Annotated in this window: 26 protein-coding genes and 1 tRNA gene; 23 read left to right on the top strand and 4 right to left on the bottom strand. The window is 41.0% G+C overall.

Annotated elements, in window-relative coordinates; translation table 11 throughout:
- Position 1: 1 nt before the first annotated feature.
- The 14 genes from uvrA (at position 2) to D5F11_RS16935 (ending at position 15,475) form a co-directional block, all read left to right on the top strand.
- Positions 2–2,887, top strand: a complete 2,886-nt coding sequence (gene uvrA, locus D5F11_RS17000; protein ID WP_120115989.1) for an excinuclease ABC subunit UvrA — start codon at positions 2–4, stop codon at positions 2,885–2,887.
- Between the two features lie 73 nt (positions 2,888–2,960).
- On the top strand, positions 2,961–4,145 hold the full coding sequence (locus tag D5F11_RS16995) for a DUF4097 family beta strand repeat-containing protein (RefSeq protein ID WP_120115988.1): 1,185 nt from the start codon (positions 2,961–2,963) through the stop codon (positions 4,143–4,145).
- A 3-nt stretch (positions 4,146–4,148) separates the two neighbouring features.
- Positions 4,149–4,505: a phage holin family protein gene (locus D5F11_RS16990; RefSeq protein WP_120115987.1), complete on the top strand. Its 357-nt coding sequence runs from the start codon at positions 4,149–4,151 to the stop codon at positions 4,503–4,505.
- 248 nt (positions 4,506–4,753) lie between these two features.
- Positions 4,754–5,689, top strand: coding sequence for an HPr(Ser) kinase/phosphatase (gene hprK, locus D5F11_RS16985; protein ID WP_120115986.1), 936 nt, complete (start codon positions 4,754–4,756; stop codon positions 5,687–5,689).
- A gap of 214 nt (positions 5,690–5,903) precedes the next feature.
- The gene (lgt, locus tag D5F11_RS16980; protein WP_120115985.1) at positions 5,904–6,713 is read left to right on the top strand and encodes a prolipoprotein diacylglyceryl transferase; all 810 of its coding nucleotides are present in this window, start codon (positions 5,904–5,906) and stop codon (positions 6,711–6,713) included.
- A 29-nt stretch (positions 6,714–6,742) separates the two neighbouring features.
- Positions 6,743–7,681 (top strand): nucleoside recognition domain-containing protein, encoded by a 939-nt coding sequence (locus D5F11_RS16975; protein ID WP_120115984.1) that lies wholly within the window; start codon positions 6,743–6,745, stop codon positions 7,679–7,681.
- A complete protein-coding gene (gene ppaX, locus D5F11_RS16970) occupies positions 7,681–8,331 on the top strand; it encodes a pyrophosphatase PpaX (protein ID WP_120115983.1) in 651 nt (216 codons plus the stop codon). Before D5F11_RS16975 ends, ppaX begins: the two co-directional genes overlap by 1 nt.
- A complete protein-coding gene (locus D5F11_RS16965; RefSeq protein WP_120115982.1) occupies positions 8,331–8,861 on the top strand; it encodes an acyltransferase in 531 nt (176 codons plus the stop codon). The genes ppaX and D5F11_RS16965 overlap by 1 nt, the downstream gene beginning before the upstream one ends.
- Before the next feature lie 20 nt (positions 8,862–8,881).
- A complete protein-coding gene (locus tag D5F11_RS16960) occupies positions 8,882–10,558 on the top strand; it encodes a tetratricopeptide repeat protein (RefSeq protein ID WP_244861986.1) in 1,677 nt (558 codons plus the stop codon).
- Between the two features lie 150 nt (positions 10,559–10,708).
- Positions 10,709–11,659, top strand: a complete 951-nt coding sequence (gene trxB / locus D5F11_RS16955; protein WP_120116073.1) for a thioredoxin-disulfide reductase — start codon at positions 10,709–10,711, stop codon at positions 11,657–11,659.
- A 687-nt stretch (positions 11,660–12,346) separates the two neighbouring features.
- Positions 12,347–13,225: an RNase adapter RapZ gene (gene rapZ / locus D5F11_RS16950; protein ID WP_373316015.1), complete on the top strand. Its 879-nt coding sequence runs from the start codon at positions 12,347–12,349 to the stop codon at positions 13,223–13,225.
- Positions 13,222–14,205: a gluconeogenesis factor YvcK family protein gene (locus D5F11_RS16945; protein ID WP_120115980.1), complete on the top strand. Its 984-nt coding sequence runs from the start codon at positions 13,222–13,224 to the stop codon at positions 14,203–14,205. Before rapZ ends, D5F11_RS16945 begins: the two co-directional genes overlap by 4 nt.
- Before the next feature lie 24 nt (positions 14,206–14,229).
- On the top strand, positions 14,230–15,189 hold the full coding sequence (whiA, locus tag D5F11_RS16940) for a DNA-binding protein WhiA (RefSeq protein ID WP_120115979.1): 960 nt from the start codon (positions 14,230–14,232) through the stop codon (positions 15,187–15,189).
- Positions 15,190–15,217: 28 nt separating this feature from the next.
- A complete protein-coding gene (locus D5F11_RS16935; protein ID WP_120115978.1) occupies positions 15,218–15,475 on the top strand; it encodes an HPr family phosphocarrier protein in 258 nt (85 codons plus the stop codon).
- 69 nt (positions 15,476–15,544) lie between these two features.
- On the opposite strand, the gene clpP is transcribed toward D5F11_RS16935, so the two are convergent.
- Positions 15,545–16,147: an ATP-dependent Clp endopeptidase proteolytic subunit ClpP gene (gene clpP / locus D5F11_RS16930; RefSeq protein WP_120115977.1), complete on the bottom strand. Its 603-nt coding sequence runs from the start codon at positions 16,145–16,147 to the stop codon at positions 15,545–15,547.
- Between the two features lie 230 nt (positions 16,148–16,377).
- Between clpP and D5F11_RS16925 the strand changes: the two genes are divergently transcribed.
- Positions 16,378–16,449, top strand: a tRNA-Arg gene (locus D5F11_RS16925).
- 82 nt (positions 16,450–16,531) lie between these two features.
- Here the strand turns inward: D5F11_RS16925 and D5F11_RS16920 are convergent.
- The 3 genes from D5F11_RS16920 to D5F11_RS16910 all read right to left on the bottom strand — a co-directional run bounded on the left by D5F11_RS16920 (position 16,532) and on the right by D5F11_RS16910 (position 18,495).
- Positions 16,532–16,963 (bottom strand): tyrosine-type recombinase/integrase, encoded by a 432-nt coding sequence (locus tag D5F11_RS16920; RefSeq protein WP_120115976.1) that lies wholly within the window; start codon positions 16,961–16,963, stop codon positions 16,532–16,534.
- A 712-nt stretch (positions 16,964–17,675) separates the two neighbouring features.
- Complete coding sequence (locus D5F11_RS16915) at positions 17,676–18,134, bottom strand: ImmA/IrrE family metallo-endopeptidase (protein ID WP_120115975.1); 459 nt, start codon at positions 18,132–18,134, stop codon at positions 17,676–17,678.
- A gap of 1 nt (position 18,135) precedes the next feature.
- Complete coding sequence (locus D5F11_RS16910) at positions 18,136–18,495, bottom strand: helix-turn-helix domain-containing protein (RefSeq protein ID WP_120115974.1); 360 nt, start codon at positions 18,493–18,495, stop codon at positions 18,136–18,138.
- Positions 18,496–19,068: 573 nt separating this feature from the next.
- Between D5F11_RS16910 and D5F11_RS16905 the strand changes: the two genes are divergently transcribed.
- The 8 genes from D5F11_RS16905 to D5F11_RS16870 all read left to right on the top strand — a co-directional run bounded on the left by D5F11_RS16905 (position 19,069) and on the right by D5F11_RS16870 (position 25,792).
- Positions 19,069–19,845 (top strand): phage replisome organizer N-terminal domain-containing protein, encoded by a 777-nt coding sequence (locus D5F11_RS16905; protein WP_120115973.1) that lies wholly within the window; start codon positions 19,069–19,071, stop codon positions 19,843–19,845.
- The gene (locus D5F11_RS16900) at positions 19,790–20,629 is read left to right on the top strand and encodes an ATP-binding protein (RefSeq protein ID WP_120115972.1); all 840 of its coding nucleotides are present in this window, start codon (positions 19,790–19,792) and stop codon (positions 20,627–20,629) included. The genes D5F11_RS16905 and D5F11_RS16900 overlap by 56 nt, the downstream gene beginning before the upstream one ends.
- 228 nt (positions 20,630–20,857) lie before the next feature.
- Positions 20,858–21,346 carry a sigma factor-like helix-turn-helix DNA-binding protein gene (locus tag D5F11_RS16895; protein ID WP_120115971.1) on the top strand — a complete coding sequence of 163 codons (489 nt, stop codon included), beginning with the start codon at positions 20,858–20,860 and terminating at the stop codon, positions 21,344–21,346.
- A 495-nt stretch (positions 21,347–21,841) separates the two neighbouring features.
- Entirely contained in the window at positions 21,842–22,357 is a 516-nt protein-coding gene (locus tag D5F11_RS16890) for a phage major tail protein, TP901-1 family (protein WP_120115970.1), read from the top strand.
- A 56-nt stretch (positions 22,358–22,413) separates the two neighbouring features.
- On the top strand, positions 22,414–22,776 hold the full coding sequence (locus D5F11_RS16885; RefSeq protein ID WP_120115969.1) for a tail assembly chaperone: 363 nt from the start codon (positions 22,414–22,416) through the stop codon (positions 22,774–22,776).
- A gap of 113 nt (positions 22,777–22,889) precedes the next feature.
- Complete coding sequence (locus D5F11_RS16880; RefSeq protein WP_120115968.1) at positions 22,890–23,150, top strand: hypothetical protein; 261 nt, start codon at positions 22,890–22,892, stop codon at positions 23,148–23,150.
- Positions 23,143–24,996 carry a phage tail protein gene (locus D5F11_RS16875; protein ID WP_120115967.1) on the top strand — a complete coding sequence of 618 codons (1,854 nt, stop codon included), beginning with the start codon at positions 23,143–23,145 and terminating at the stop codon, positions 24,994–24,996. Before D5F11_RS16880 ends, D5F11_RS16875 begins: the two co-directional genes overlap by 8 nt.
- A 10-nt stretch (positions 24,997–25,006) precedes the next feature.
- Entirely contained in the window at positions 25,007–25,792 is a 786-nt protein-coding gene (locus D5F11_RS16870) for a distal tail protein Dit (RefSeq protein ID WP_120115966.1), read from the top strand.
- Positions 25,793–26,022 lie beyond the last annotated feature (230 nt).

Below are 26,022 nucleotides of genomic sequence, written 5' to 3'. Positions count from 1 at the left end.
GATGGCACTAGAAAAAATTATTGTTAAAGGTGCACGTGCCCATAACTTAAAAGATATCGATGTCACGATTCCAAGGGACCAGCTCGTCGTGGTCACGGGGCTTTCTGGTTCCGGAAAATCCTCGTTGGCGTTTGACACCATTTATGCGGAAGGACAGCGGCGCTATGTTGAGTCGTTGTCCGCCTATGCCAGACAGTTCTTGGGACAGATGGACAAACCGGATGTTGATGCCATTGAAGGGCTATCTCCGGCTATTTCAATCGACCAAAAAACAACAAGCAGGAATCCTCGTTCAACTGTCGGAACAGTTACGGAAATCTATGACTATCTTCGCTTGCTGTTTGCCCGGGTGGGCCGGCCAATTTGTCCTGTCCACGGAATTGAAATTACATCCCAGACAATTGAGCAAATGGTTGACCGGATTATGGACTATCCGGAAAAGACAAGAATTCAGGTGCTTGCTCCTATTATCTCTGGAAGAAAAGGCGCCCACGTCAAGGTAATGGAGGACATAAAAAAGCAAGGCTTCGTTCGTGTACGAGTAGACGGTGAAATTCTGGATCTTACTGAAGACATCCAGCTTGAAAAAAATAAGAAGCATTCGATCGAGGTTGTCGTTGACCGGATTGTAATCAAAGAAGATATAGAAACACGTTTGGCTGATTCTCTTGAAACCGCGCTCGGTCTTGGCGACGGAAAAGTCATGATTGATGTGATCGGAGAAGAGGAACTACTGTTCAGTGAACACCACGCATGTCCGGAATGCGGCTTTTCCATTGATAAATTGGAACCGAGAATGTTTTCATTCAACAGTCCATTTGGTGCCTGCCCGGAATGTGATGGTCTCGGATCGAAGCTTGAAGTCGATAAGGAGCTTCTCATTCCCGATGATTCTTTGACATTGAACGAAGGGGCGATTGCTCCCTGGATTCCTGTCAGCTCGCAGTATTATCCACAGCTTTTAAAAACAGTGTGCAAGCATTATAGAATCAACATGAATGTCCCCGTGAAGGATCTGCCGAAGGAGCAGCTGGATAAAATTTTATATGGTTCTGGAGCTGATTTGATCCGCTTTCGCTATAAAAATGATTTTGGCCAGGTGCGGGAAAGCAACATTAGATTTGAAGGTGTATTCAAGAATGTGGAGCGCCGTTATCATGAAACAAGCTCCGACTATATAAGGGAACAGATGGAAAAATATATGACGGATCAGTCTTGTCCACGCTGTAAGGGCTACAGGCTGAAAGAAGAAAGTCTCGCAGTCAAAATAGAAGACAAGCATATCGGACAGGTGACAGAGCTCTCTATTCAGGATGCCTCGGAATTTTTCCAGACCATTCATTTATCCGAAAAAGAGATGCAGATTGCGCATATGATTTTAAAAGAGATCGACGAGCGGTTGAGCTTTCTAGTTAATGTTGGCCTTGATTATCTAACATTGAGCAGGGCCGCAGGTACGCTTTCCGGAGGGGAAGCACAACGGATCAGGCTGGCCACGCAGATCGGTTCCCGTCTAACCGGCGTATTGTATGTACTCGATGAGCCCTCTATCGGGCTTCACCAGCGAGATAATGACCGCTTGATTGATACGCTGAAAAATATGCGCGATATCGGTAATACGTTGATTGTTGTGGAACATGATGAGGATACGATACTGGCTGCAGACTATTTGATCGACATCGGCCCTGGGGCAGGTGTTCATGGCGGGGAAGTGGTGGCCTGCGGTACGCCGAAAGAAGTGATGAAACAGCCAGACTCATTGACAGGGCAATACTTATCTGGGGAAAAATTCATTTCGCTTCCGCTTGAGCGCCGTACTTCTGATGGCCGATTCATTGAAATAAAAGGTGCGAAGGAAAACAATTTAAAAAATGTGAATGTGAAGATTCCACTCGGTGTATTCGTTGCTGTTACGGGTGTTTCTGGTTCCGGGAAAAGTACGTTGATCAATGAGATATTACACAAGTCCCTTGCGATGAAGCTCCATAAAGCCAAAGCTAAACCCGGAGCCCATAAGGAAATTAAGGGACTGGATCATTTGGAAAAAGTGATTGATATTGACCAGTCACCGATAGGCCGTACGCCGCGTTCTAACCCGGCTACGTATACTGGCGTGTTTGACGATGTCCGCGATGTGTTCGCTTCTACCAATGAGGCAAAAGTACGGGGCTATAAAAAAGGCCGCTTCAGCTTTAACGTCAAGGGCGGAAGATGCGAGGCATGTCGTGGGGACGGGATCATCAAGATCGAGATGCACTTTTTGCCTGATGTGTATGTCCCATGCGAAGTTTGCCATGGTAAAAGGTATAATCGGGAAACACTGGAAGTAAAATATAAGGGTAAAAATATTGCAGATGTTCTAGATATGACTATTGAGAACGGATTGGAGTTTTTCGAAAACATTCCGAAAATCAAACGGAAACTGCAGACGATTGCCGATGTAGGGCTGGGCTACATGAAGCTGGGGCAGCCGGCAACGACACTTTCCGGTGGAGAAGCACAGAGAGTAAAGCTGGCATCCGAGCTTCACAGGCGTTCAAACGGCCGCTCCATTTATATTTTGGATGAACCGACAACTGGACTTCACGCTGATGATATAGCACGGCTATTAAACGTTTTGCAGCGGCTTGTCGATAATGGAAACACGGTACTCGTCATTGAACATAATCTGGATGTAATCAAGACAACGGATTATATCATTGATCTCGGACCAGAGGGCGGCGATAAGGGCGGAACGATTGTTGCTACAGGGACGCCTGAAAAAATTGCAAGTTGCCCTAAGTCCCACACAGGCCAATATTTGCAGCCGATTTTAGAAAGGGATAAGGCCCGTATGAAACGGCTGATCGCCTCGCAAGAAATGAAAGAAAAAGCCATTGCCAAGTAATTTTTGCTGAAAGTGAAACATTTTCCCGTTCATCTCGTATTAAATTAAAGATGAAAAAATAGGAGGATTGACCATGAACCAGGATCGAAAACGAATACTTGAAATGGTACAAGAAGGAAAGCTGTCGGCCCAGGAAGCTATCGTTCTGCTCGATGCATTAGAAGGTGGGGATGCTGAAGGCACAAAGGAGGAGCCTTCAAGCCTCGAAGAGCAATGGACGGAAGCACCTTCAACGGCTGAGTCGAAAGCGGAATCCAATTCAGGATCAACTCGTGGCTCAACACAAAATGAACAGAGTAAATCGAAGGAATCCGGTTCTGGCGATGACACTTTCTATTCGCAAATTGAGCAGGCTGGCGAGCGAATTTTCGATTTCGTCAATACGGCTCTTCGGAAAATCAAGGATATAGATTGGCAGATTACTCAATCGGTGGAAGTGCCTCATGTTTTCCAGCAGGCGGATGAGCAAATTGAGCGAATCGATATTGATATTGCCAATGGTCCAGTTCGTATCATTGCATGGGAACAGCAGGAAGTCCGTGTGGAATGTCAGGCGAAGGTATATCGTGTGGAAGATCGGGATGAGGGGCGAAGCTACTTCCTTGATAATACGGTTTTCTCCCAGGATAATGGAATGCTATGTTTTGCTACGAAATCCAAATGGATGCGCGTGGAGACAACAGTGTATATTCCAAAGAAAATCTATAAAAAGATAGCAGTTCGTGTGTTTACTGGTGAAATGACAGGTGAACTGCTGGAAACTGAGCATCTGATTGTAAAAACAACGAACGGAAAAGTCGACTTGACTGGCATTTCCGGGAAGAAGCTTGATGTGGATACAGTAAACGGTCAAATAAAAGTGATTGATTTAAATGCAGACCGGGTTGAGGCTGAAACTGTCAACGGGGCGATTGACCTGTCAGGGTTCTGTAAAAAGGTTGAGTTGAAATCTTTTAATGGGAATATTCATTGCACATTGGAGCATTCCGGAGCCGAAGTGATAGAAGCTAAAGCAGTGACAGGAAATATTTATGTAAATGTTCCAGATACTGCAACGATTGACGGAGAAGTTCGGTCCAATCTCGGAAGCTATAAGCTGGATTTGGAAGGTATTAACGTTCTTCATGAAAAGAAGGAAGTTATCCAAAAGCAAATGAAGTTCAAACGCAGTGGCTCGGATGACAAAACACTATATCTTGAAGCAGATACAAAAACCGGCTCCGTCTTCATTCGAAAAGCGAACCCAAAAGGTGTATAAAGCATGAGATGGTTAATTGGAATTCTCATCAACGCAGTTCTTTTCATCGCTTTTGCCGGTTACTTTGAAGGATTCCATGTCTCAAGCTTTGGAGCGGCTGTCGCGGCAAGCCTTGTACTGTCAATATTGAACGTCTTGGTGAGGCCGCTCCTCATCCTTTTGACCTTGCCCATCACCTTGCTGACGCTTGGATTCTTCTTATTAGTGATCAACGCCGTCACATTATCAATGACTGATGCCATCATGGGCAGCAAATTTGAAATTGACGGATTTGGACTTACCTTCCTGATCGCGGTGATCATGGTATTGATCAATTTAATCATTCAAAAAACAATACTAAATCCTGATCGTAATAAATAACCCGGACAGCCTTGGCTGGACCGGGTTATTTGCATCACTTATAACGGCAGCCACTCTCTTATAACCGGTGCCACTCTCTTATAAACCACCACCAATCCCGTAATAACCTCTCTCTCCCTGCTCCTCCAAACACAAAATTTCTTGAAAAGTGGAGTTTATTGAGTAGAAAATGCTAAAATAGACAAGGTAAAGTTTTTTGTGTAGAATCCAAATTTCACAGCAAGAGGTTTGGATAAGGAGGGATTCCGATGGCGAAAGTTCGTACGGAAGATATCATCAAAGAATTCGATCTGGAGCTGGTCAGTGGCGAGGAAGGGGTTCACAGACCGATAACGACTAGTGATATTTCCCGGCCCGGGTTGGAGATTGCTGGTTTTTTTCATTACTATCCGGCCGAGCGTGTTCAGCTTTTGGGGCGTACGGAAGTGAAATTCACGGAAATGCTCATGACAGGCGAAAGAAGATATCGCATGGAGCAGCTTTGCACTGATTCTACTCCGTGCATTATTATAACGGGTGGAATGGACATACCCGAAGAATTGATTGAAGTATCTGAACGGCATTCGGTTCCGGTTTTGAGGACAGAGATGAAGACAACCGGTTTTTTAAGTCGGCTTACTTATTACCTAGAAAATAAGCTGGCCCCCACAACGGCTGTTCACGGAGTGCTTGTCGAGATATATGGAGTTGGGGTTCTGATCACTGGACAGAGTGGCGTGGGAAAAAGTGAAACAGCGCTTGCGCTTATTGAAAGGGGTCACAGGCTTGTTGCGGATGACTGCGTTGAAATCCGCCAAGTCGATATGGACAGGCTGGTAGGAACTTCACCGGAATTGCTTGAGCATCTACTGGAGATTCGCGGGTTGGGTATCATCAATGTGATGACGTTGTTCGGAGCGGGTGCTGTCCGACCGTATAAAAGAATTACGCTGACGATTCATCTAGAATTCTGGGATGGTGAAAAGCAGTATGACAGGCTCGGACTCGATGAAGAAACAATCAAAATCTTTGATACGGAAATTACAAAATTAACAATACCTGTAAGGCCAGGGCGGAATCTCGCGGTCATTATCGAAGTGGCAGCGATGAATTTCCGTTTGAAAAGAATGGGAATGAATGCGGCTGAGCAGTTTGCTGACAGACTTTCCGACGTGATTACGGAAGAAGAAAGCCAGTTTGATTAACTTCATTCAGCAGAAGCCTCCCACTTCTATAAGTGGTGAGATGAAAGCATATTGGTATTCCGTTTAGTAGGGTTTCAAACCCCGGCTGAATAAAGTTAAAGCCTCCGGCGGATGCCACAGATTTTCAGAGGAATGTATCGAGTGGAGCTTGATAAAATCTGGGCGCAAATACGCCAAGGCGAATTTGATAAATTTATTCATGGAGTTGAAATTTATGGAGCAGGATATTCAACCGCTGAACCCAATTGCTATAGAAATTGGTCCGTTTGCTGTCCATTGGTACGGAATTATCATCGGCCTGGGCATTGCATTGGCATTATATATTGCGATGCGTGAGGGAAACAAGCATCGCCTTGATAAAGAGACTTTCCCTGATCTGCTCATATGGGCGATTCCAATTTCAATCATTTGCGCCCGCATATATTACGTGATTTTCCAGTGGGATTATTATTCTCAAAACCCTGGGCATATTATAAAAGTTTGGGAAGGCGGCATTGCCATTCATGGCGCTCTCATAGGAGCGGTTGCCACAGCTATCGTCTTTTCCAAATTCAAAGGGATTTCGTTCTGGAAGATTGCGGACATTGCAGCCCCAAGTATCATCCTTGGACAGGCGATCGGACGCTGGGGAAATTTTATGAATCAGGAGGCATATGGTGGAGAAGTAAGCCGCGCCTTCCTCGAAAATATGCACCTTCCCGAATTTATTATCAATCAGATGTACATACAAGGCGCCTATTACCATCCGACGTTCCTCTATGAATCCATTTGGAATATCATCGGATTTGTCCTGCTGATTTTATTGAGAAAAGTGAATTTGCACCGTGGCGAGCTCTTTCTATCTTATGTGATTTTCTATTCAATCGGCCGCTTCTTTGTTGAAGGAATGAGGATGGATAGCCTGATGCTGACGAGCGGCTTAAAAATGGCACAGGTCATTTCTCTTGTATTGATAGTCGGCGCGGTGATTCTTTGGGTATACCGGAGAAAAGCAGGTTTGGCAAAAGCTCGTTATGATGAATGAAGATATTGCTTAATGGGAGAGAATGATGATTGTATAAAACGTCAGTGAAGCAAGGGGCTATTAATGGAGTCAAAACAATCTGGACATTGGGAAAGGTCATTTTTCCGGTAACCTTGTTTGTTGTCGTGCTGCAGCATACTCCCATACTGCCATGGGTGATCCGGCTGATAGAGCCCATCATGGGGATTTTTGGATTATCGGGAGATGCAGCAATCCCACTTGTGCTCGGAAATTTCCTGAATTTATATGCAGGGATTGCGGGGATCATGTCGCTGGACTTGACAGTCAAAGAGGTTTTCATCATTGCTGTCATGATGTCCTTTTCTCATAATCTGTTCATTGAATCATCGGTTGCCATGAAGGTCGGAGTGCCGTTTTGGCTAATTCTGACGGTGAGAATCGGGTTAGCAGTCATTTCGGCTATAACCATTAATCTATTGTGGAACGGCGGTCAGGAAATGGCGCAATACGGTATGATTTCTGTGCAGGAAGAACAGGTGACAGGGGTTGTCTCTGTCATCACGCTTGCTTTGAAAAAGGCATTTCTCGGTGTCTTACAACTGACTGTCATCGTCATGCCTCTTATGGTTGGAATTCAGCTTTTAAAAGATTATAAATGGTTGGATGTCTTTTCACGCTGGGTCGCTCCATTCACCCGGATGCTAGGGATGAAAGAGAATACATCGACAACGATGGCTTCAGGGCTCGTTTTCGGACTTGCTTATGGAGCAGGGGTTATGATCCAAGCGGTCAAAGAAGACGGTGTAAGCAAAAGAGATGTGACACTTGCGTTTATTTTTCTTGTCGCCTGTCATGCAGTTGTTGAGGATACATTGATCTTTGTTCCGCTTGGAATTTCGGTGTGGCCGCTGCTAATCATCAGGCTTTTGACAGCCATTATCTTGACATGGTTCGTGGCATCTGCGTGGAGACAGGATGATACTGCAAGAGAAGGGAAAGTTGCATAATGACTGATAAAATCAACACATTGTTATTTGATCTGGATGGAACTCTTCTTGATACGAACGAATTGATCATTACCTCCTACTTGCATGTTTTTGAGCAATTTTATCCCGGAAGGTTTACTCGGGAGGATGTTCTACCGTTTCTGGGGCCTCCGCTGATGGATGCTTTTGCAAGTGTGGATCCTGAAAAGGCGGATGAAATGGTTGACATTTATCGGAAGTTTAATATGGAAAAGCATGACATGCTTGTACATGAGTTTGAAGGCGTCTATGAGACGATACGGACGCTGCATGAAAATGATTTTAAAATGGCGATCGTATCGACGAAGATTAGAAAAACTGTTTTAAAGGGGCTTGCACTTACGAATTTGGATGAGTTTTTTGATGTCATCGTTACACTTGATGAGGTAGAAAAAGCGAAGCCGGATCCGGAGCCGCTTGAAAAAGCGCTTGCCGCACTTGGATCGAAGCCTGGAGAAACAATGATGATCGGTGACAATTATCATGATATTTTAGGCGGAAAAAATGCTGGCACTTATACATGTGGAGTGGCCTGGTCTGTGAAAGGGGAGGACTTTTTAAAGGAGTACAACCCGGATTATATGCTTAAGAAGATGTCCGATCTTCTCGATATTGTCGGAGTGGGCATCTAATGAGAAGGACGGAACGGTTTCCAGTTGAGGGAGCCAATTCTTTATGGCATATATACAAAACTGTCCCTTTCTGGAAGGTAATGCGGAATTTCATCATCATCCAGGCAGCAAGGTACACCCCTTTTTTAACTGTGAAAAATTGGATGTATCGTGTATTCCTGAACATGTCAGTTGGGGAGAAAACCTCCTTTGCACTGATGGTTATGCCAGATATTATGTTTCCAGAAAAAATCTCTGTCGGAGCTAATACGATCATTGGCTATAATACGACTATCCTTGCGCATGAATACTTGATCAAGGAATACAGACTGGGACCTGTCGTTATAGGGGATAACGTTCTGATCGGTGCGAATACGACGATTCTCCCAGGGGTTGAGATTGGTGATGAGGCGGTGGTTTCCGCTGGCACCCTCGTACATAAAGATGTTCCGGCAGGGGCATTTGTCGGTGGAAATCCAATGAAAATCATCTATACAAAAGAGGAAATGGATGAACGGCGTAATGCCGATTCTTTCTATACGAGTGAATGACCCTTTTTAAGGGTCATTTTTTGATTGAAAAACCGATTTTACAGTTAAATGACTATTTGTACGTTCTATTAGGTCTGCATTTGGCATATGAATTTGAACGTTTCCCTTTTTGGCGATTTAAACAGACAAACTTGTATGGTATACTACAAAAAGCGACAAAGGACGATAGCAACGGAGGAAACACGATGTCCAGATACTCGAAAAAGAGACGAAATCGGGCGAAAATCTATACTTTTTTGCCGACAGGAGATTACTATTTTCATAGAGGGCTCCAGTCATACGATCGCTTTGATTTTACTAATGCCAAAAAGTACTTGCAGAGAGCTTTGGAGCTGGAACCGTTGGAACCGATGATTGCTTGCCAGCTCGCTCTTGTCCATACCGAGACAGGGGATTATGAAAAATCCAATCAGCTCCTGCTTATGACTTTAAATGAACTGGATGAGCGGATGACAGAGTGCTACTATTTTTTGGCAAATAACTATGCTCATATGGGCCTGCTAACGGAGGCCTACCGTTATGCAAAGCTTTATTTGGAAAAAGATGAGGTAGGAGAATTTACAGACGAAGCAGAAGAGCTGCTCGATTGGATAGGGTTTAGCGATGAGGATAATATTTCATTGATGAAAGAGCAGGAGGACCTTCTTCAAATGCAGGAAGAGTCAAAATCTCTGCTGGAAGATGGAAAGTATGCTGAGGCTGTACGATTGCTCGAGGAAATTGTAAAAGCATACCCTGATTTCTGGCCTGCCTATAACAATTTGGCGTTGGCTTATTTCTATGAAGGTGAGACGAGCAAAGCTTTTTCAATGACGGAAAAAGTAATCGCTCATAATCCAGGCAATCTGCATGCGTTGTGCAACCTGGCTGTATTTTATTTTTATGAAGATCAAACAGATGATCTGGATCGTTTGTTGAAAGCATTAGAAAAAATCAAACCGATGATTCCGGAACACCGTTATAAATTGGGAGCAACGTTTGCACTGGTCAAACAATATGACTTAGCTTATTTTTGGCTTCGCCATCTCCAAAAGTCAGGTTACCAGGGGAATGCCGGTTTTTATTACTGGCTGGCGAAGGCGGCTTATTTTACCGGAAATGAGAAAGCGGCAAAGGCTGCCTGGGATCATCTCGTTTTGCTTGAACCTGAAAAGGCGGGTTCTGAGCCGTGGGACGAATCTCTTGAAGAGGCTGATAAAAGAAGCAAAGGAGACCGAGCATTATTAAGCTTGCTCAGAAGCGACAATATCCCGGAACGGCTGTGCGCGATTTTCTTTATTGCGATTTCTGACAGACAGCCGGCGCTGCTGACCCATCCCTCTTTCAAATCGATTGATGAATTTAGCTACCCGGAGAAGCTATATTTAGCAACGGTTCTTCAAGTGGAAAAAAAGCAAAAACTTGGTACTGGAATGAGAATCGATAAGGGGCATGAAACGGCTTTTGAATTATATGAAAAGCATAAGGATCGTCCAGCTGATGTTTTTGAGTTGCTCAAAATTTGGTTTGAAATCTTTCAAAAGGTCATAGAGGACGACGGAAAATTTGCAAATCCTTCGGCTTATGCCGCTGCTGCGGAATATGTTTGGAGCATGCAAAAAAACGATACGAAAACACAACGCGAAATGGCAAAAAAATACGGAGTTTCTCCTGCTACACTCCGAAAATATATTACAAAAATAGAACTTTATCTTTAATTGAGCATATGTTTGGACGTACAGCAAATACTTTAATACGATATAAAGGAAGGGCTAATTAAAAACATTATAAAATTAAAATTGTTCTATTGTCGGAATTTGTTTCGATACGGACAAATACTCTTAAATATCTGAAGGAGTGTAAAAATGATGTCAGAAGATAAAATTTATGATGTGATTATTGCTGGGGCAGGGCCGGCTGGAATGACTGCCGCTGTCTATGCATCACGTGCAAATATGTCTACTCTCATGATTGAACGCGGAGTTCCGGGCGGTCAAATGGCGGATACAGCAGATGTTGAGAACTATCCTGGTTTCGAAACTATTCTGGGACCGGATCTTTCCACAAAAATGTTTGAACATGCCAAAAAATTTGGAGCTGAATATGCTTACGGTGACATCAAGGAAATTGTTGATGGTCACCCTTATAAAATTGTCAAAGCTGGGAACAAAGAATATAAGGCTTATGCTGTTATTGTTGCCACCGGCGCTGAGTACCGGACGCTTGGGGTTCCTGGAGAATCAGAATTGAAAGGACGAGGAGTTTCTTATTGTGCAGTGTGTGATGGCGCATTTTTTAAAGACAAAGAGCTGGTCGTTGTCGGAGGCGGAGATTCTGCAGTTGAAGAAGGCGCTTATTTAACCCGTTTTGTTTCAAAAGTGACCATTGTTCACCGCCGCGATAAGCTGCGGGCTCAGAAAATTCTTCAAGACCGTGCGTTTGCCAATGATAAAATTGACTTTATTTGGAACCACACTGTCAAGCAAATAAACGAAAAGGATGGAAAAGTAGGTTCAGTCACTCTTGTTTCGACCGAAGACGGATCCGAAACAGAGTTCAAGACGGACGGGGTGTTCGTTTATGTAGGAATGAACCCGTTGACACAATCCGTCGAAAACCTTGGTATCACAAATGAAACTGGATATATTGAGACCAATGAAAATATGGCGACAAGCGTTCCTGGTATTTTTGCAGCTGGGGATGTACGTGATAAACTGTTGAGGCAGATCGTTACTGCTACAGGTGATGGAAGCATCGCAGCACAAAGTGCGCAAACTTACATTGAACGTTTGAAAGAAGAGCAGCTTGCTAAAAAGTAATTGAGAAGCGTAATCACCATTTAATCTGTTTGTAACAGTGTTGCAATGAAATTTGTGTATATTTATTTATGAGATATTGACCCCCTTTTTATACAATATCCCTTTTTGATGCACAGGATGATTCCTGTGCTTTTTTTATGTTGAGCTTACTAAAAAATATTGATAACTTTTGTAATATTCAACTTCTATGGATTGGGTGTTCCAGTCCGTCGGCGTACAGGAAATACTAGTATAATTGAAATGGACAGGGTGCCGAGTATTGATGCTGTAGCTGTAGAGGAAGTACTTGGGCAAGCGAAGCGACAGGGTGTCATGCTCTGAACCAGCCGACGCCACAGAGGCGGCCGTACGTCATCAACGAAAGGGTCTGGGCAAATTGCGGTGATGGTTGAGGAATTGCCTTCACTTACTTCGCTTTGTGTTTTTCTTCTAAGGCTACTGGCTTGAAGCTTTTCTTATTGGATGACTATGACTATATTTTTGTGTTATTTTAGCCATGGAAACTTTGCCATGGCGCTGTCCTTCTTCAAAGGAAAATAGTATAATGTGTAAAACATCATCTTTTTTTACAAGTATATTTTAAAACTACGCATAATAACGAGGAGCGTACAAGCTGCTTTTACATATACATATGTAAAATCCCTGGTTTCAGATTAGAGAGGGTGAATTTCCATTAATAACGGGTCCATGGAGGATATTCAGTTAGTTATCATTACAGGCATGTCAGGCGCAGGGAAAACGGTAGCCATCCACAGCTTTGAAGATTTAGGTTTCTTCTGTGTAGACAATTTACCTCCCGCATTGATGCCAAAGTTTCTGGAATTGATGAAGGAATCAGGAAATAAAATGAACAAGGTTGCGCTTGTGATGGATTTAAGGGGCCGGGAGTTCTTTGATACTCTGCTTAGAGTCATTGATGAATTGTCCAATTCCAATTGGGTGACACCGCAAATTTTGTTCCTTGATGCAGATGATGCAGCGCTTGTCCGCAGATATAAGGAGACGCGCCGCTCCCATCCGCTTGCTCCCCTTGGCCTTCCTCTGGAGGGTATCAAGCAGGAACGGGACTTGTTGGAGGAGTTGAAAGGCCGGGCGCAGCATATTTATAATACATCCCAGATGAAGCCAAAAGAATTGCGGGAAAAAATCCTTACCGAGTTTTCCGCAAATAAACAAGCAACCTTTATTGTGAATGTCATGTCATTCGGATTTAAGCATGGGATTCCTATCGATGCGGATCTTGTCTTTGATGTGAGGTTTTTGCCTAACCCCCACTACATTGACCATATGAGGCCGAAAACAGGACTAGAGAATGAGGTGGCAAGTTATGTTCTCAAGTGGAGTGATACACAAAAATTTCTTGCAAAAGTAACTGACTTGCTTGCATTCATGCTCCCGCATTACAAACGGGAAGGCAAAAGCCAACTCGTGATTGCTATCGGCTGTACAGGCGGGCAGCATCGATCGGTTGCATTGACGGAATATATAGGGCACTTTTTTGAAGATGACTATCATATCCGAATCACACACCGTGATATCAAAAAGAGAAAGGAAATAGCCACATGACGGCACTGTCGAAACCTAAAATTGTTGTCATTGGCGGAGGTACTGGCCTTCCTGTATTATTGAGGGGGTTGAAAAAGCACCCTGTTGATATCACGGCCATTGTGACTGTCGCTGATGATGGAGGTAGTTCCGGAAGATTAAGAACAGAGCTTGAAATTCCGCCGCCCGGAGACATCCGAAACGTTATTGCCGCATTATCCGATGCTGAGCCGCTTATCATTGATATGTTTCAGCACCGCTTCAATACATCAAATGAGCTTTCTGGCCATTCGTTGGGAAATCTGATAATAGCCGCTCTGACATCCGTTACCGGTGACTTTGTTCAGGCCGTGAGGGAAATGAGCCGAGTACTGAATGTTCATGGGAAAGTCCTTCCCGCCGCCAATCAGAGCGTAGTGCTTCATGCGGAAATGGTGGATGGTTCTTTCGTTTCGGGAGAATCAAAAATTCCGGCTGTGGGAAAAGAAATCAAGAAGGTGTTTTTGACTCCTGAAGTGATTAAGCCTCTTCCGGAGACGATTCAGTCGATCTATGAAGCGGATTTGATCGTGATCGGACCGGGAAGTTTATATACGAGCATCCTTCCGAATCTTCTTGTTCCAGGTCTGGGAGAAGCAGTATGCAATGCAAAAGCGTGCAAGGTTTATATTTGCAACCTGATGACCCAGCCGGGTGAAACAACAGGTTTTACGGCAAGCAGGCATGTGAATGCTCTGTATGATCATATGGACTGCTCTTTTATCGATACTATTCTTGTGAATAATAAAGAGATTCCTCCTGATCTTCAGCATCGTTATGAGAAAGAAATGGCTATTCCCGTTTATTTCGATGTCGATCGGCTAATTTCCCTCGGGATGGAGGTTGTCCAGGGAGAAATAGCCACCATCGAAAAGGGTTTTATCCGCCATGATACAGAAGCGGTGGCAAACATACTTTACTCATTATTGGGCAGGGATATGAGCCGGATTGCCAGCACTTAGACGTTGGTAAAGGAGGAAGCGACAATGTCTTTTGCCTCGGAAACGAAAAAGGAAATTACAAATATTCCTTTAAAGGATTGCTGCTTAAAGGCGGAGCTTTCTGCGCTGATTAGGATGAATGGTTCATTATCTTTTTCCAACCGGGAATTGGTTGTGAATGTTCAAACTGAAAATGCAGCAATTGCCAGGAGGATTTATGTATTAATAAAAAAGAATTATGATGTGGCAGTTGAATTGCTTGTGCGGAAGAAAATGCGTTTAAAGAAAAATAATGTATATATTGTCCGTTTAAAAGAGAATGCTGAAGCCATATTGAAAGATTTGATGATTCTCGGCGACAATTTCATGTCCATCCGTGAAATTTCTTCCGCATTGATCAATAAGAAGTGCTGCAAAAGGTCCTACATGCGAGGAGCTTTCCTCGCGGGAGGGTCGGTAAATAATCCAGAGAGATCATCCTATCATCTTGAGATTTTTTCACTGTATAAAGAGCATAACGAATCATTATGTGAACTCATGAACGAGTATGGGTTGAACAGCAAGACACTTGAAAGGAAAAACGGTTATATCACCTATTTGAAAGAGGCTGAGAAGATAACCGAGTTCTTGAATATTATCGGAGCTCACAATGCACTGCTCCGCTTTGAGGATGTTCGGATTGTCCGGGACATGCGTAATTCAGTCAACAGGCTGGTCAACTGTGAAACTGCCAACTTGAATAAGACAATCGGCGCGGCTTTGAGACAGGTTGAAAATATCCGTTACATCCAGGAGACTGTCGGGCTTGAGTATTTGCCGGAGAGACTCCGAGAAATCGCAGAGCTCAGGATGACCCATCAAGATGTTACTCTCAAGGAGTTGGGTGAAATGGTGTCAAGTGGACAAATCAGCAAATCGGGCATCAATCATCGCCTGCGAAAAATTGATGAAATAGCAGATAAGCTTCGCTCAGGCGATCCATCTCTTTTGATTAATAAAAAATAAGTTTGAGAAAAATGAAGGAGGAAGCAAATTGGCAGAAAAAGAAGTGACAGTAGGGTTGAAATCAGGATTGCAAGCTAGACCAGCAGCGCAATTTGTTCAGGAGGCTAACCGTTTTTCATCAGATGTTTTCATTGAAAAAGACGGTAAAAAGGTTAATGCAAAAAGCATTATGGGATTGATGAGCCTTGCAGCCGGAACTGGAGCATCCATCAAATTGATTGCTGAAGGACCGGACGAAGAAGAGGCGATTAATACACTGGCGGATTTCGTTGAAAATGACCGCTGATGAAATAACAAAAGGGCTATCCTTTGAGTCTTTTGCCAGACTTTCAGGATAGCCCTTTTGGCGGCCATTTTATTTATCTTTAGTGAGACCTTCATTTCGGTCGATGATGTGATCGATCAAACCATATTCTTTCGCTTTTTCCGCAGTCATGAAGTTATCGCGGTCAGTGTCTCGCTCAATCACTTCAAGCGGCTGGCCTGTACGTTCAGCTAAGATTTTGTTGAGTTTTTCGCGCATGAACAAAATACGTCTTGCTGCGATCTCAATTTCAGTTGCCTGTCCTTGAGCGCCTCCAAGCGGTTGGTGAATCATCACTTCACTGTTTGGCAATGCGTAGCGTTTGCCTTTTGTTCCGGCTGCAAGTAGGAAAGCACCCATAGAAGCTGCCATACCAATACAAATGGTCTGAACATTCGGTTTGATAAACTGCATTGTATCGTAGATTGCCATGCCGGCAGTGATGCTGCCGCCTGGGCTGTTAATGTAAATGGATATATCTTTTTCAGGGTTTTCCGCTTCAAGGAATAAAAGCTGCGCGACAATTGAGTTCGCGACATTATCGTCTATCCCGCTGCCAAGCATGATGATCCGGTCCTTAAGTAACCTTGAATAAATGTCGTATGCTCTTTCCCCACGGTTTGTCTGTTCAATAACTGTTGGAATTAAATTCATCTTTCTCCTCCTCTTTAAACTGGCTAATCAATCGGTCAGTTTCATTGTAGTAACTTCATGTGTAATGTTATCATACATTGATGGTCAAGAAAGGTCAAACGATTCGCTTTTTCCTGACAAAAGAGAATGTCCTACAACCATATTAACCAACTAGACATATTTTAAACTATATTAAGGGTTGCAAGCTCCATATTTATCGATTATAATCATATATCGTACGGTAAAAATTTGCCCTCGTAGTGTAACGGATAACACGCAAGATTCCGGTTCTTGAAATATGGGTTCGATTCCTGTCGAGGGCGCTAAAACCTTGAAGCATCAACATTTGTTGGTGCTTCATTTTTGTTTTGACCTAGTTTTGTCCGACTGACTAATTTATTCCCTCTAATTTGTTTGAAACCATTTTTTCATAAATTCGTTTATTTTATTATTATTTAATTGAGCCGATCGGTTAGACATATGTCCATATGTTTCTAACAAAATGGTTTTATCTACGTCACCTAATCTTCCACCAATGTAATTCAAATCCGAAATACCAGCTTCCCACATAATGGTCTCATGGGTGTGCCTGAACATGTGAGAGGTAGTGTGAGTGATCTTGTTCCTGTTGCACAACGTTTTCAATGCCCCTGCATAGTTCGGCATCTTAATAAATTCTCCAATTGGATTGATAAACAGGAAATCTGGTCTTTCTTTGATACCTACAATCCATGTATTTCTAATATGAAGCCATTCCTTCAATTTTTCAACTGTAAAATCATCTAATCCAATAATTCTTTTCCCTGATTCACCTGTCTTTGTTGTGCTACTTTCTATATTCCCTTACAAGCGTTTTATCTAAGTTAATGGTACATTAATGTCTTCATTGAAGTTAGAAAGCTGCAGATCGCAAATTTCGCCTATTTTGGAGCCTGTTCCTGCCAACAACATAGGTGATATATGAATACTGAGGGTGCCTTTCCTTAGTAAGCTCTTTTACATTTTATTTTTCCTTTGCCTCTTAAGGGGATCTATGACAAGTTTTAGTTCATTTCTCTTAGCTAATCTGGTAGCAGATATTTTCATTGAGATCGGATAAATAATTTTTTGGGTTTCGGCCGATCCTCGCTAAAGGTGGTAATATCTTTCAAGCGTTTGTTTTAACTTCATTCAGCAGAATTCTCCGACTTCTGTAAGGGGTGAGATGAATGCATATTGGTATTCCATTCAGTGGGGGTTCAAACTCCAGCTGAACGGAAATTTATCGAGAGGAGCTCGATAAAATCTGGGCGCAAATACGCCAAGGCGAATTTGATAATAAGAGAGTATGAACTTCACATACTCGTAATAATATTTCCCTTGATAGAAGAGCTCGCATTTTTATTTCTGCATTGTTGTTTCTCTATATTATTTACAAACTTGGGAGTAGGATGCTTCCTCTTTCAGATACGGATTCTCCAAGACTTCTTGTTCAATTTCTTGGAGAAGTAATTTTTATTTGTTTTAGGATGCTGACTATTTCTATAAATCTCCTACTATAAGCTTTTAGTTAATCAAACAGCTCTAGGACTCCCAAAGGATCAAAACAAATAGTATAATTGTCAATCGTGGTGAAAGGGCCGTATTTTTCCCGGTAGCGCTCAATAGCATCCTTTAAAAACTCTTCTGATACTCCAAGATACTCAGCCAACTCATAACGGTTTCTTACTCTTGATTGATGTGCTTTTACAATTTTTTGGAGAGGAAACAGTTTTTCATAGGCCCATGAGCGGGCTTTTAATTCTTGTTTTCGATTCTCAATTTTTGATTGATCTAGGATGTTTCCTGCAGATGTATGGTAATGACCTAATTCTTCCGCTAAGATGCAAGCTTTTTCAGATGTAGTCGAAATGTGCTTGTTAATCCAAATATTGTTATCGCAATATAATCCTTTAATGGTTGGTTTCATAGGCTTTTCATAGATGTCAACTCCCTGATCAGAAGCCTCTCTCAGAAGTCTTTCATACATTTTATTCTCCCTTTTGTTTTCTTTTTGATTTTACGAATTCCATAAATTTTTCAATTTCTTCTAATTCGTCTTCTGTCCAATTTTCTCCTTCATGATGGGCAGCAATCGTATATAATCCTCCTTTAGCAGTGCCGCGTGGTCTAGCATCTTCGCTTAATCCAGCTAAATAATCAGCGGATACCTGAAAATGATCAGCGAATATCCTAACAATTTCCATTTTTGGATCAGATTGTCCGTTTTCGTAGCGTGATATCATACTTTTGCTTATCGTGGTAGCATATTTTTCATTTAATTTTTTCGCCAACTCTTCAATACTTCGGTTGCCTCTTAGTTCTTTTATCCGTCTACCAAATACACTCATTTTCAATCTCCCTTTGGCATTCCTGATTTAGGAATATAGTATAATATAGATTCCTTAAATGCAACATTTCTTTATTTTATTTCCTTTTGAGGAACGTTATTAATTGACAGTGGTCAATATGTGTTTTATAGTAATGTTGTTCCATAAAAGGAACAGCAAAAATAATATTTGATTAAGCAAAGACAAGTTTATTATAAACTCACAGTATTTTTAAAAAATAAATTGAGATGGAGATGAGGTGATCGAATAAAGATAAGCACATCGACAAAAATTAATTTGTTTCGGTGATTTCAATTAGATTAATATTCAGAAAAAGTTTATTCTAATAGCAATTTTTTTTGGTTTTGTTGTTCCTGTTAAGGAACAGGAATGGTTTGATGGAGAAGATGCAAGAGCATATTGCTACACCTGGGTTAAATGATCGTGAAGATTATCATTAACCAAAAAGAAGTACTTCTAATAGTTCCAGAATCGTCAGTACACGGTCTGAAAAACAGTAGCAGTGATTTCTTTTAGTAGACAGTATTGATGTATATCACGATCCTAATCAATTTTAAACAGGAAGTGAAATGTATGAGTGTAAAGTGGATCAAATTGAGCACACAAATGTTTGAAGATGAGAAGATCCGCCTTATTGAAAGTATGCCGGAAGCTGACACCATTTTAATCATTTGGGTCAAGCTTTTGGCACAAGCTGGAAAGACAAATGCGAGTGGGTATATCTACTTGAGTGAAAATATTCCATACACGGACGAGATGTTGGCAACTATTTTCAATAGGCCGCTTAATGTTGTAAGAATGGCTCTTAAAATATTACAGGAGTTTGGGATGATTGGTATTTCAAATGAGCATTTGATCATTATTACTAATTGGGAAAAACATCAAAACATTGAGGGGATGGAACGCGTTCGAAAACTAAATGCGGAAAGAAATAAAAGGTATAGAGAACGAAAAAAACAAGCAACATTAAGGGAGGATAAAAATGATGATGTTAGCGTGACGTCACGTGATGATGCAGATATAGATAAAGATATAGATAATATACCTTATGTCGAGATAGTCACTTACCTCAATAATGCTGTTAATACAAATTACCGACATACGACCAAGAAAACCAAGGAATTCATAAAAGCGCGTTGGAATGAAGGCTTTAGGCTGGAGGATTTTAAAACTGTCATAAATATCAAATGTAAAGAATGGCTTTTTAATGAAAATATGAATAAGTTCCTTCGGCCTGAAACATTGTTCGGAACAAAATTTGAATCCTATCTTAATCAAAAAGGCGGTGCAATAAGTGAAAAAGATAACGATTCCAGAAAAATTGCCAAAGAATATAACATACCATTCTGAGAACTGTGAACGTCACATCTTTGTTAAAAATGGCTTAGAGATTGTTAAGCCGATTCAAAAAATGATGATAGATGGTGAATTGATTTGTCCCCGCTGTGAATTAGAGAAAAAAGATCTCGAATTACAGGAGGCAATACAAAGGGAATATGATGAATTATTTAAACGAAAAAAATACAATACCTTTTACAATTGGAGTATCTTGTCTGACAACACTATCTTGGCAGCCAAATTAGAGAACTATCAAGTCGAACACCAGGAAGAAAGGGAGAATAAACAAACAGTCCTAGAATCATTAGCCAGGTTTAAAGATGGTCAAGTGTTTAATTTAATCCTTCAAGGTAATCAAGGTGCAGGAAAAAGTCACTTAGCTTATGCTGCTTTACGTGAATTAAATGAAAGTGGATTAGATATATCATGTTTATTCGTAAATGTGGAAAGCATGATGCGGCTGATTAGAGATTCATTTGGTGATAAAGAGAGTGAATATACTGAAAGTTATTTTGTTGAACTGATGTCAGAAGTTGATTATCTAGCACTGGATGATATTGGGGCAGAAACAGGGGCAATAGGTACAGACAAAATTGCCACAGATTTCGTGCAAAGGGTTTTATATGCTATTACAACCACCAGGCAGGATAAATCCACTTTTATTACCACAAATCTCTCCAGTGAAACATTGCTTCGGATGTACGATAAAAAACTGGTATCACGGCTTTTTAGAAATCCTAAGTTTGTTGTATTCAAGGAAACCAAGGATAAACGGATGGAGAATATCCCTTTCTAATGAATGACTAGATGATGATCAATATGTGCGAAAGACTCAAATGCAAGTAGTAACGATTAAAAGAACCAAAAGGGCTGTATTGGACGAGAAAACAGTATGTGTGATCTTCCGAAAGAATAGGAGGATGGGTGAAAAATAAGCAGTTATAAAAACCACAACAAAGAATTGAAATAAAACTTGAACAGTAGATACAGTAGTCCATTTAGACAGAGATAAGGAGGATTTTTTATGGAAAGTTGGGTAGATAGATTAATTGAAGAGTACTCAGAAGGAAAAAGACAGCTTCATAAATTACGTGAAAGTTTTGATGAAACGGATCCTTTACATCAAGCAGATAGAAAAACCATTAACAGCATGATTGGGGATATGGATTTTGTGATCGAGTGGCTTGAAACTGGGCGCCAACCAGGCGTAATGCGCGGAATTGATGTCAAACATGTATATCAAAAACGATCGTTAGAAAGCATGGAATTTATCCCGGATATAACAGAGCAGCTGGAGACAAATGATAAACCATTAAGTTTAAACGAAGAAGAAAAGAGAATTTTGCTGGACATATTTTCTTCTTTTTCTTTTAGAGAAAGGCAATGCTATATTTTGCATGTTGCTCAAGGAATGAGCATGTCTCAAATAGCAGAAATGCTTAGTATTCAAAAAAGAACAGTCCAGCAGTATATTGAACGGGCAAGAGTAAAAGTTGAACAAATAGTTTCATGACGTACGGTTTGACGTATAAAGTCTCTATTAGTGAAGGGACTTTTTCTTAATAAAAAATCCTTTGACTGGTAAAAAGGTTAGGGACAGACAATGTAAAAAGATGGATATCATTGTAGTATGGAAGCAATCCACATGATTGAGAGCAAGAAAAAAACTTACTCTGCCCTTCTTGATAAGGATTGACCTAAGCAAGTCATTAAAAGGCTTATTTATTATGTCAATTGTTCAGAGGCTTCAAAACAATCAACGAGATATGTGTAAAGAACATCAAAAGACCTTTATAAAATTCTTCTTTACTAGTTCTCTATTAGTTGAAAGGAAGCGTCTGATGGAGAGGGGGAAAAGATGATGGCTTTTAAAAAGAAACATACATTTCTTTGAAGAAACTTAAAAAAACCGAGTCCAATAAAAAGATGAAAAAGGCTTATAAAACGTCTCGGGAGAAATGAATGGCATCATAATAGTAGAATTTCAATTCCAATAGGAGGGATTTACATGTCAGAAGAAAAACAGATGCAACATGGTAAAAATAAGATTTTGTTATTTAGAAAGTTAGAGGATCAAAATAAGGAAGCTGCAAAACTAGCCTTCCAAACGGAGCACACATTTACTTATTCCCGAGAACTAGAAGCACTCGTCACAAAAGATGGGAGAGTCATCCAAGTTGGCGGGCTTGAAGCAGAAGTGGAGGTCAATGCTATTCAAGCTAAAGATGATCCGCTTGGAAAAATGTTGCAAGAAGCTGTCATAAAAGGCGAGAAACTAGAATTATGGGAAGTGACAGTAGACGAGGATCTAAAAGATTCAGAAGGTAAGTATCCTGCTGTGTATGCACAGGGGTATCTATCTGAATGGGAAGATCCAGCAAACGCAGAAGAAAATGTAACGATTTCAAGCACATTTACAGTGGAATTGGAGCCTCAATTCGGACGAGCAACTTTAACAGCTGAACAAGAACAAGCTGTACAGTATGCATTTAAAGATACAACAACGGTAACTGATTCAGAATAGATTGTAGAAGGGGGAGCTTACTCCCCTTCTACATAACGAAAAGGAAAGCGGGGATAATGAATATGAAATTAATGATTAACGGTAAAGAATATGAAATGAAGTTTGGGATTGGTTTTATTAAAAAATTGGACCAAATTTATCCTGCCAGTATGAATGGAGTAGAATTCGGTATGGGTATTGAACAATCCATGTTTTATTTTAAAACCAAAAATCCAACCGTACTTTTCAATGTCATTAAAGCTGCAACGGATCACCTTAATTCTAAGCCTTCTAATAATGACATCGAAGACGAATTAGAAAAAATCGCTTCCGACGGCCAATTAAACGGATTATTTGAAACACTAGAGGACGAAATGAGGGAATCAGTTTTTTTGAAGCAGAAGATCGAGGATTTCGAGGAGAAAGCAAAAGTACAATAATAAAAACATCGCAAGAAACTTATGATGCGATCGTAATCAATTGTCTTAGATTTCTCGAATGCAAGAACCTGTACGAAATAAATACGATGTCGTTAAAAGAGTATCTATATAGAATGAGAGCTTATCAATTAAAAAGAATAGATAAACAACATGAAATGCATATCCAAGCATGGTTAAATCACATTGCGGGTTCAACGAAAGAACAAGGAAAGAAACAAGTTCCTGTATTTAAAAGGTTTGAGGACTTCTACAACTATGAAGAAGAGCTTAAAAAAGTAGAAAGACCCGAAAGAAGTAAGCTATCCCCTAAATTGCAGCGGATGGCTTCTTTGGCTGCAAAAATAAACTTAGGAAGGGGGATTGCTGATGGCTGAAAGTTATTCTATTGAAGCATATCTAAAAGCCAGTGGTGCTGGTGCTTTTTCATCAGCATTAGAAAAAGAAACCGGCAGTATAGGTCAATTAGGAAAAACATCAAAAGAATTTACGGATGGCTTTAAAAGAGTAATGGCGAAAATTCCAAAAGGAATAGCAGGATTTGCCACCTCTGCAATAATAGAAAGCGAGTTATTTCAAACTGCATTAGGCGATGCTGAAGAAGCTTTTTTTAATTTTGCTCAAACGATTATGGCGCCAGTTCTTGATCCGTTAATGGATACACTAAATTCTGTAACTGGTTTAATCAATGATGCTGCTGGAGCATTGCAAAATTTCGATACACTTTCGAAAGAAAATCAAACTACTATCATTCTGGTAGGTGTTGCCCTGGCTACACTAACGGCAGCAATTATTGCATATAATGCAGCGGCTATAAGTGCATTTATATCAACAAACATACTGACTAATGCAATGGCAGCTTTTCAAGCTATTGGAGCATTTATGGCATCACCTATAACTTTAATAGTGCTTGCCATTGGAGCGCTAGTGGGAGTATTAATTTATCTGTACAATACGAATGAGACGGTAAGAGCAGCAATACAAACAGCATGGGCTTTTATATCCGAAATCATTCAAACGGTTATAACAACTGTATATGCATTTATTATGAACATATGGGGACAATTGGTCGAGTGGTGGCAGCAAAATAACCAAATGATATTACAAGCTGCACAGAATGTGTGGAATGTTATAAGTACTGTTATAGGAACAGTAATGAACGTGATTTGGACTATTATGCAAGCATTATGGCCGGTCATCCAAGTGTTGATTGTATCTACTTGGGAGGCAATAAAAGGGGTCATACAGGGTGCTATTGATGTGATTTTAGGTATTATCCAGTTTTTCAGTGCGTTATTTACTGGCAATTGGTCAGCTATGTGGGAAGCTATTAAACAGATATTTAGCGGTGCATTACAGTTGGTTTGGGGATTAATAAACCTCTATTTTATCGGAAAAATCCTAAAAATTGGCTCGTTTTTTGCTCAAGGTTTGAAAAACATTCTTCAAATCATGTGGAATTTTATCAAAGGCATTTTTCAAGCCGGGGTAAATTTAGTAAGAAACGTAGTCAGTACAGGATTTAATTTTATATCCTCTATTATTTCCAACATAATGGCCACTGTTATAACTGTTATTTCAGGTGTTTGGAATAGTATAAGCTCCGTGATATCAACTGTTGTAAACACAATTAAAAGTGTTATATCCAGTGTGTTCAATGCTTTAGGTGGCATCGTACAAGGTGCAATGTCAAATGTAAAATCAGCTATATCAACTGGCATTACAGGCGCATTAACCGTTGTTACCAACTTGGTCAGTAAATTTTTTAATGCTGGAAGAAATATCGTCACTTCCATAGCAGATGGAATCAAATCAGCAGTTGGTAAAGTCACTGATGCAATTGGTAATGTCGCATCAAAAGTGCGTGATTTCTTACCGTTTTCACCAGCAAAAGAAGGGCCGCTGCGTGATATTCATAGACTAAACTTTGGAGGCACAATAGCGCAAAGTATCAAAAGAGCTGTTCCAATTGTACAAAGGCAAATGAACAGCCTTGTCGCAATACCGGATATTGAGCCTGTTGGTATTGGGGGACAGATGGCAAGCATAAACAAGATGGCGAGCGCACAGATGCATAGTACGATGACCGGTGAATGGAACATTGGCAAAGAACCCGCCTATATCCATGTACGGATTGGTAACTCAGACTTTAACACATTTGTTGACGACATTTCCAATTCACAAAACCGCAAATTAGCTAGATTAAAACGTTCACCAAGATAGGAGGGGGCTTATGTATAAGTTTGCTGATACAGTGGCAGGAAGTGGATCATCAACACCTTACCTGCCGTTGAATACTGTGTTTAATAGCGTGAATCTTGATGAGGCCTTAACAGATAATAATGGCAGCTTTACAACACTAGCGGTTAGTGGCAGGGGAATCTTACCCAGAAATATTCATATGACCGAAATGTCGGGGAGTCACGGGGCCAGAGAAAAAAGATACACATATGACGTCAGAGAGATTACTGTTAAGTATAAACTAACTGATCGTAGCAATGAAGGCTTCCGGGAGCGTTTCAATCGGTTAAACGGCTTGCTGATTGGGAGCAAGAAAAGATTGGAATTTACTGATGAGGAAGCGTACTTTTTAGCAACATTGCAAAGCGGAGACACGCCAGAAGAGGATTCTAATGACATTGTTGGAACGCTAGTTTTTATTTGTACTGATCCAGCTAAGAATAGGAACGAAAAAACCTTGAATATCACGACCACCACACAAGTATTTACAATTGGTGGCCTCGAACCCGCTCCTTGGACTAGCAGGACCCGATTTACCGCTCCACAATCGTCATTTAGCTTGGAGACCAATAAAGGTGGCAAGGTTATCCTGTATTATGATTTTACAGATGGCGATGTTTTGGAAATCTATTATGAAACGCGTAACATTTTTCTAAACGGTAAGGATTTAGCCGTATCCATTGCACTTGAGACTGAGTGGTTTGAATTGAATCCAGGATTAGTGAGTTTGAGAGCGAGTCACGAGACCGCATTGAATTATGCAGAAAGATTTTATTAAGGCGGTAGTGGGGAAGAGAAAGTGAGTTTTATGAATTTGTAAGGTTAGGGATGACTGAAAGAGTATTGGAAAGAAGTTGGACAGGCTCTTATGAATAGAGCCTGTCCACTTTTTTAGCAAGACTTCATTCATGAGTCGAAACGAATTTAAAAAAGAATCGACTTAAGGAAGAACAATGCTTGAGCCTATTCATTGAGGCTGTAACAATTATTTTGATCTTACATGGTTAC

This window comes from Siminovitchia terrae, assembly GCF_003605405.2.
Lineage (GTDB): Bacteria > Bacillota > Bacilli > Bacillales > Bacillaceae_C > Siminovitchia > Siminovitchia terrae.
Note: the sequence above shows the minus strand (reverse complement) of the source record. Positions and strands in the feature narration are given on the sequence as shown.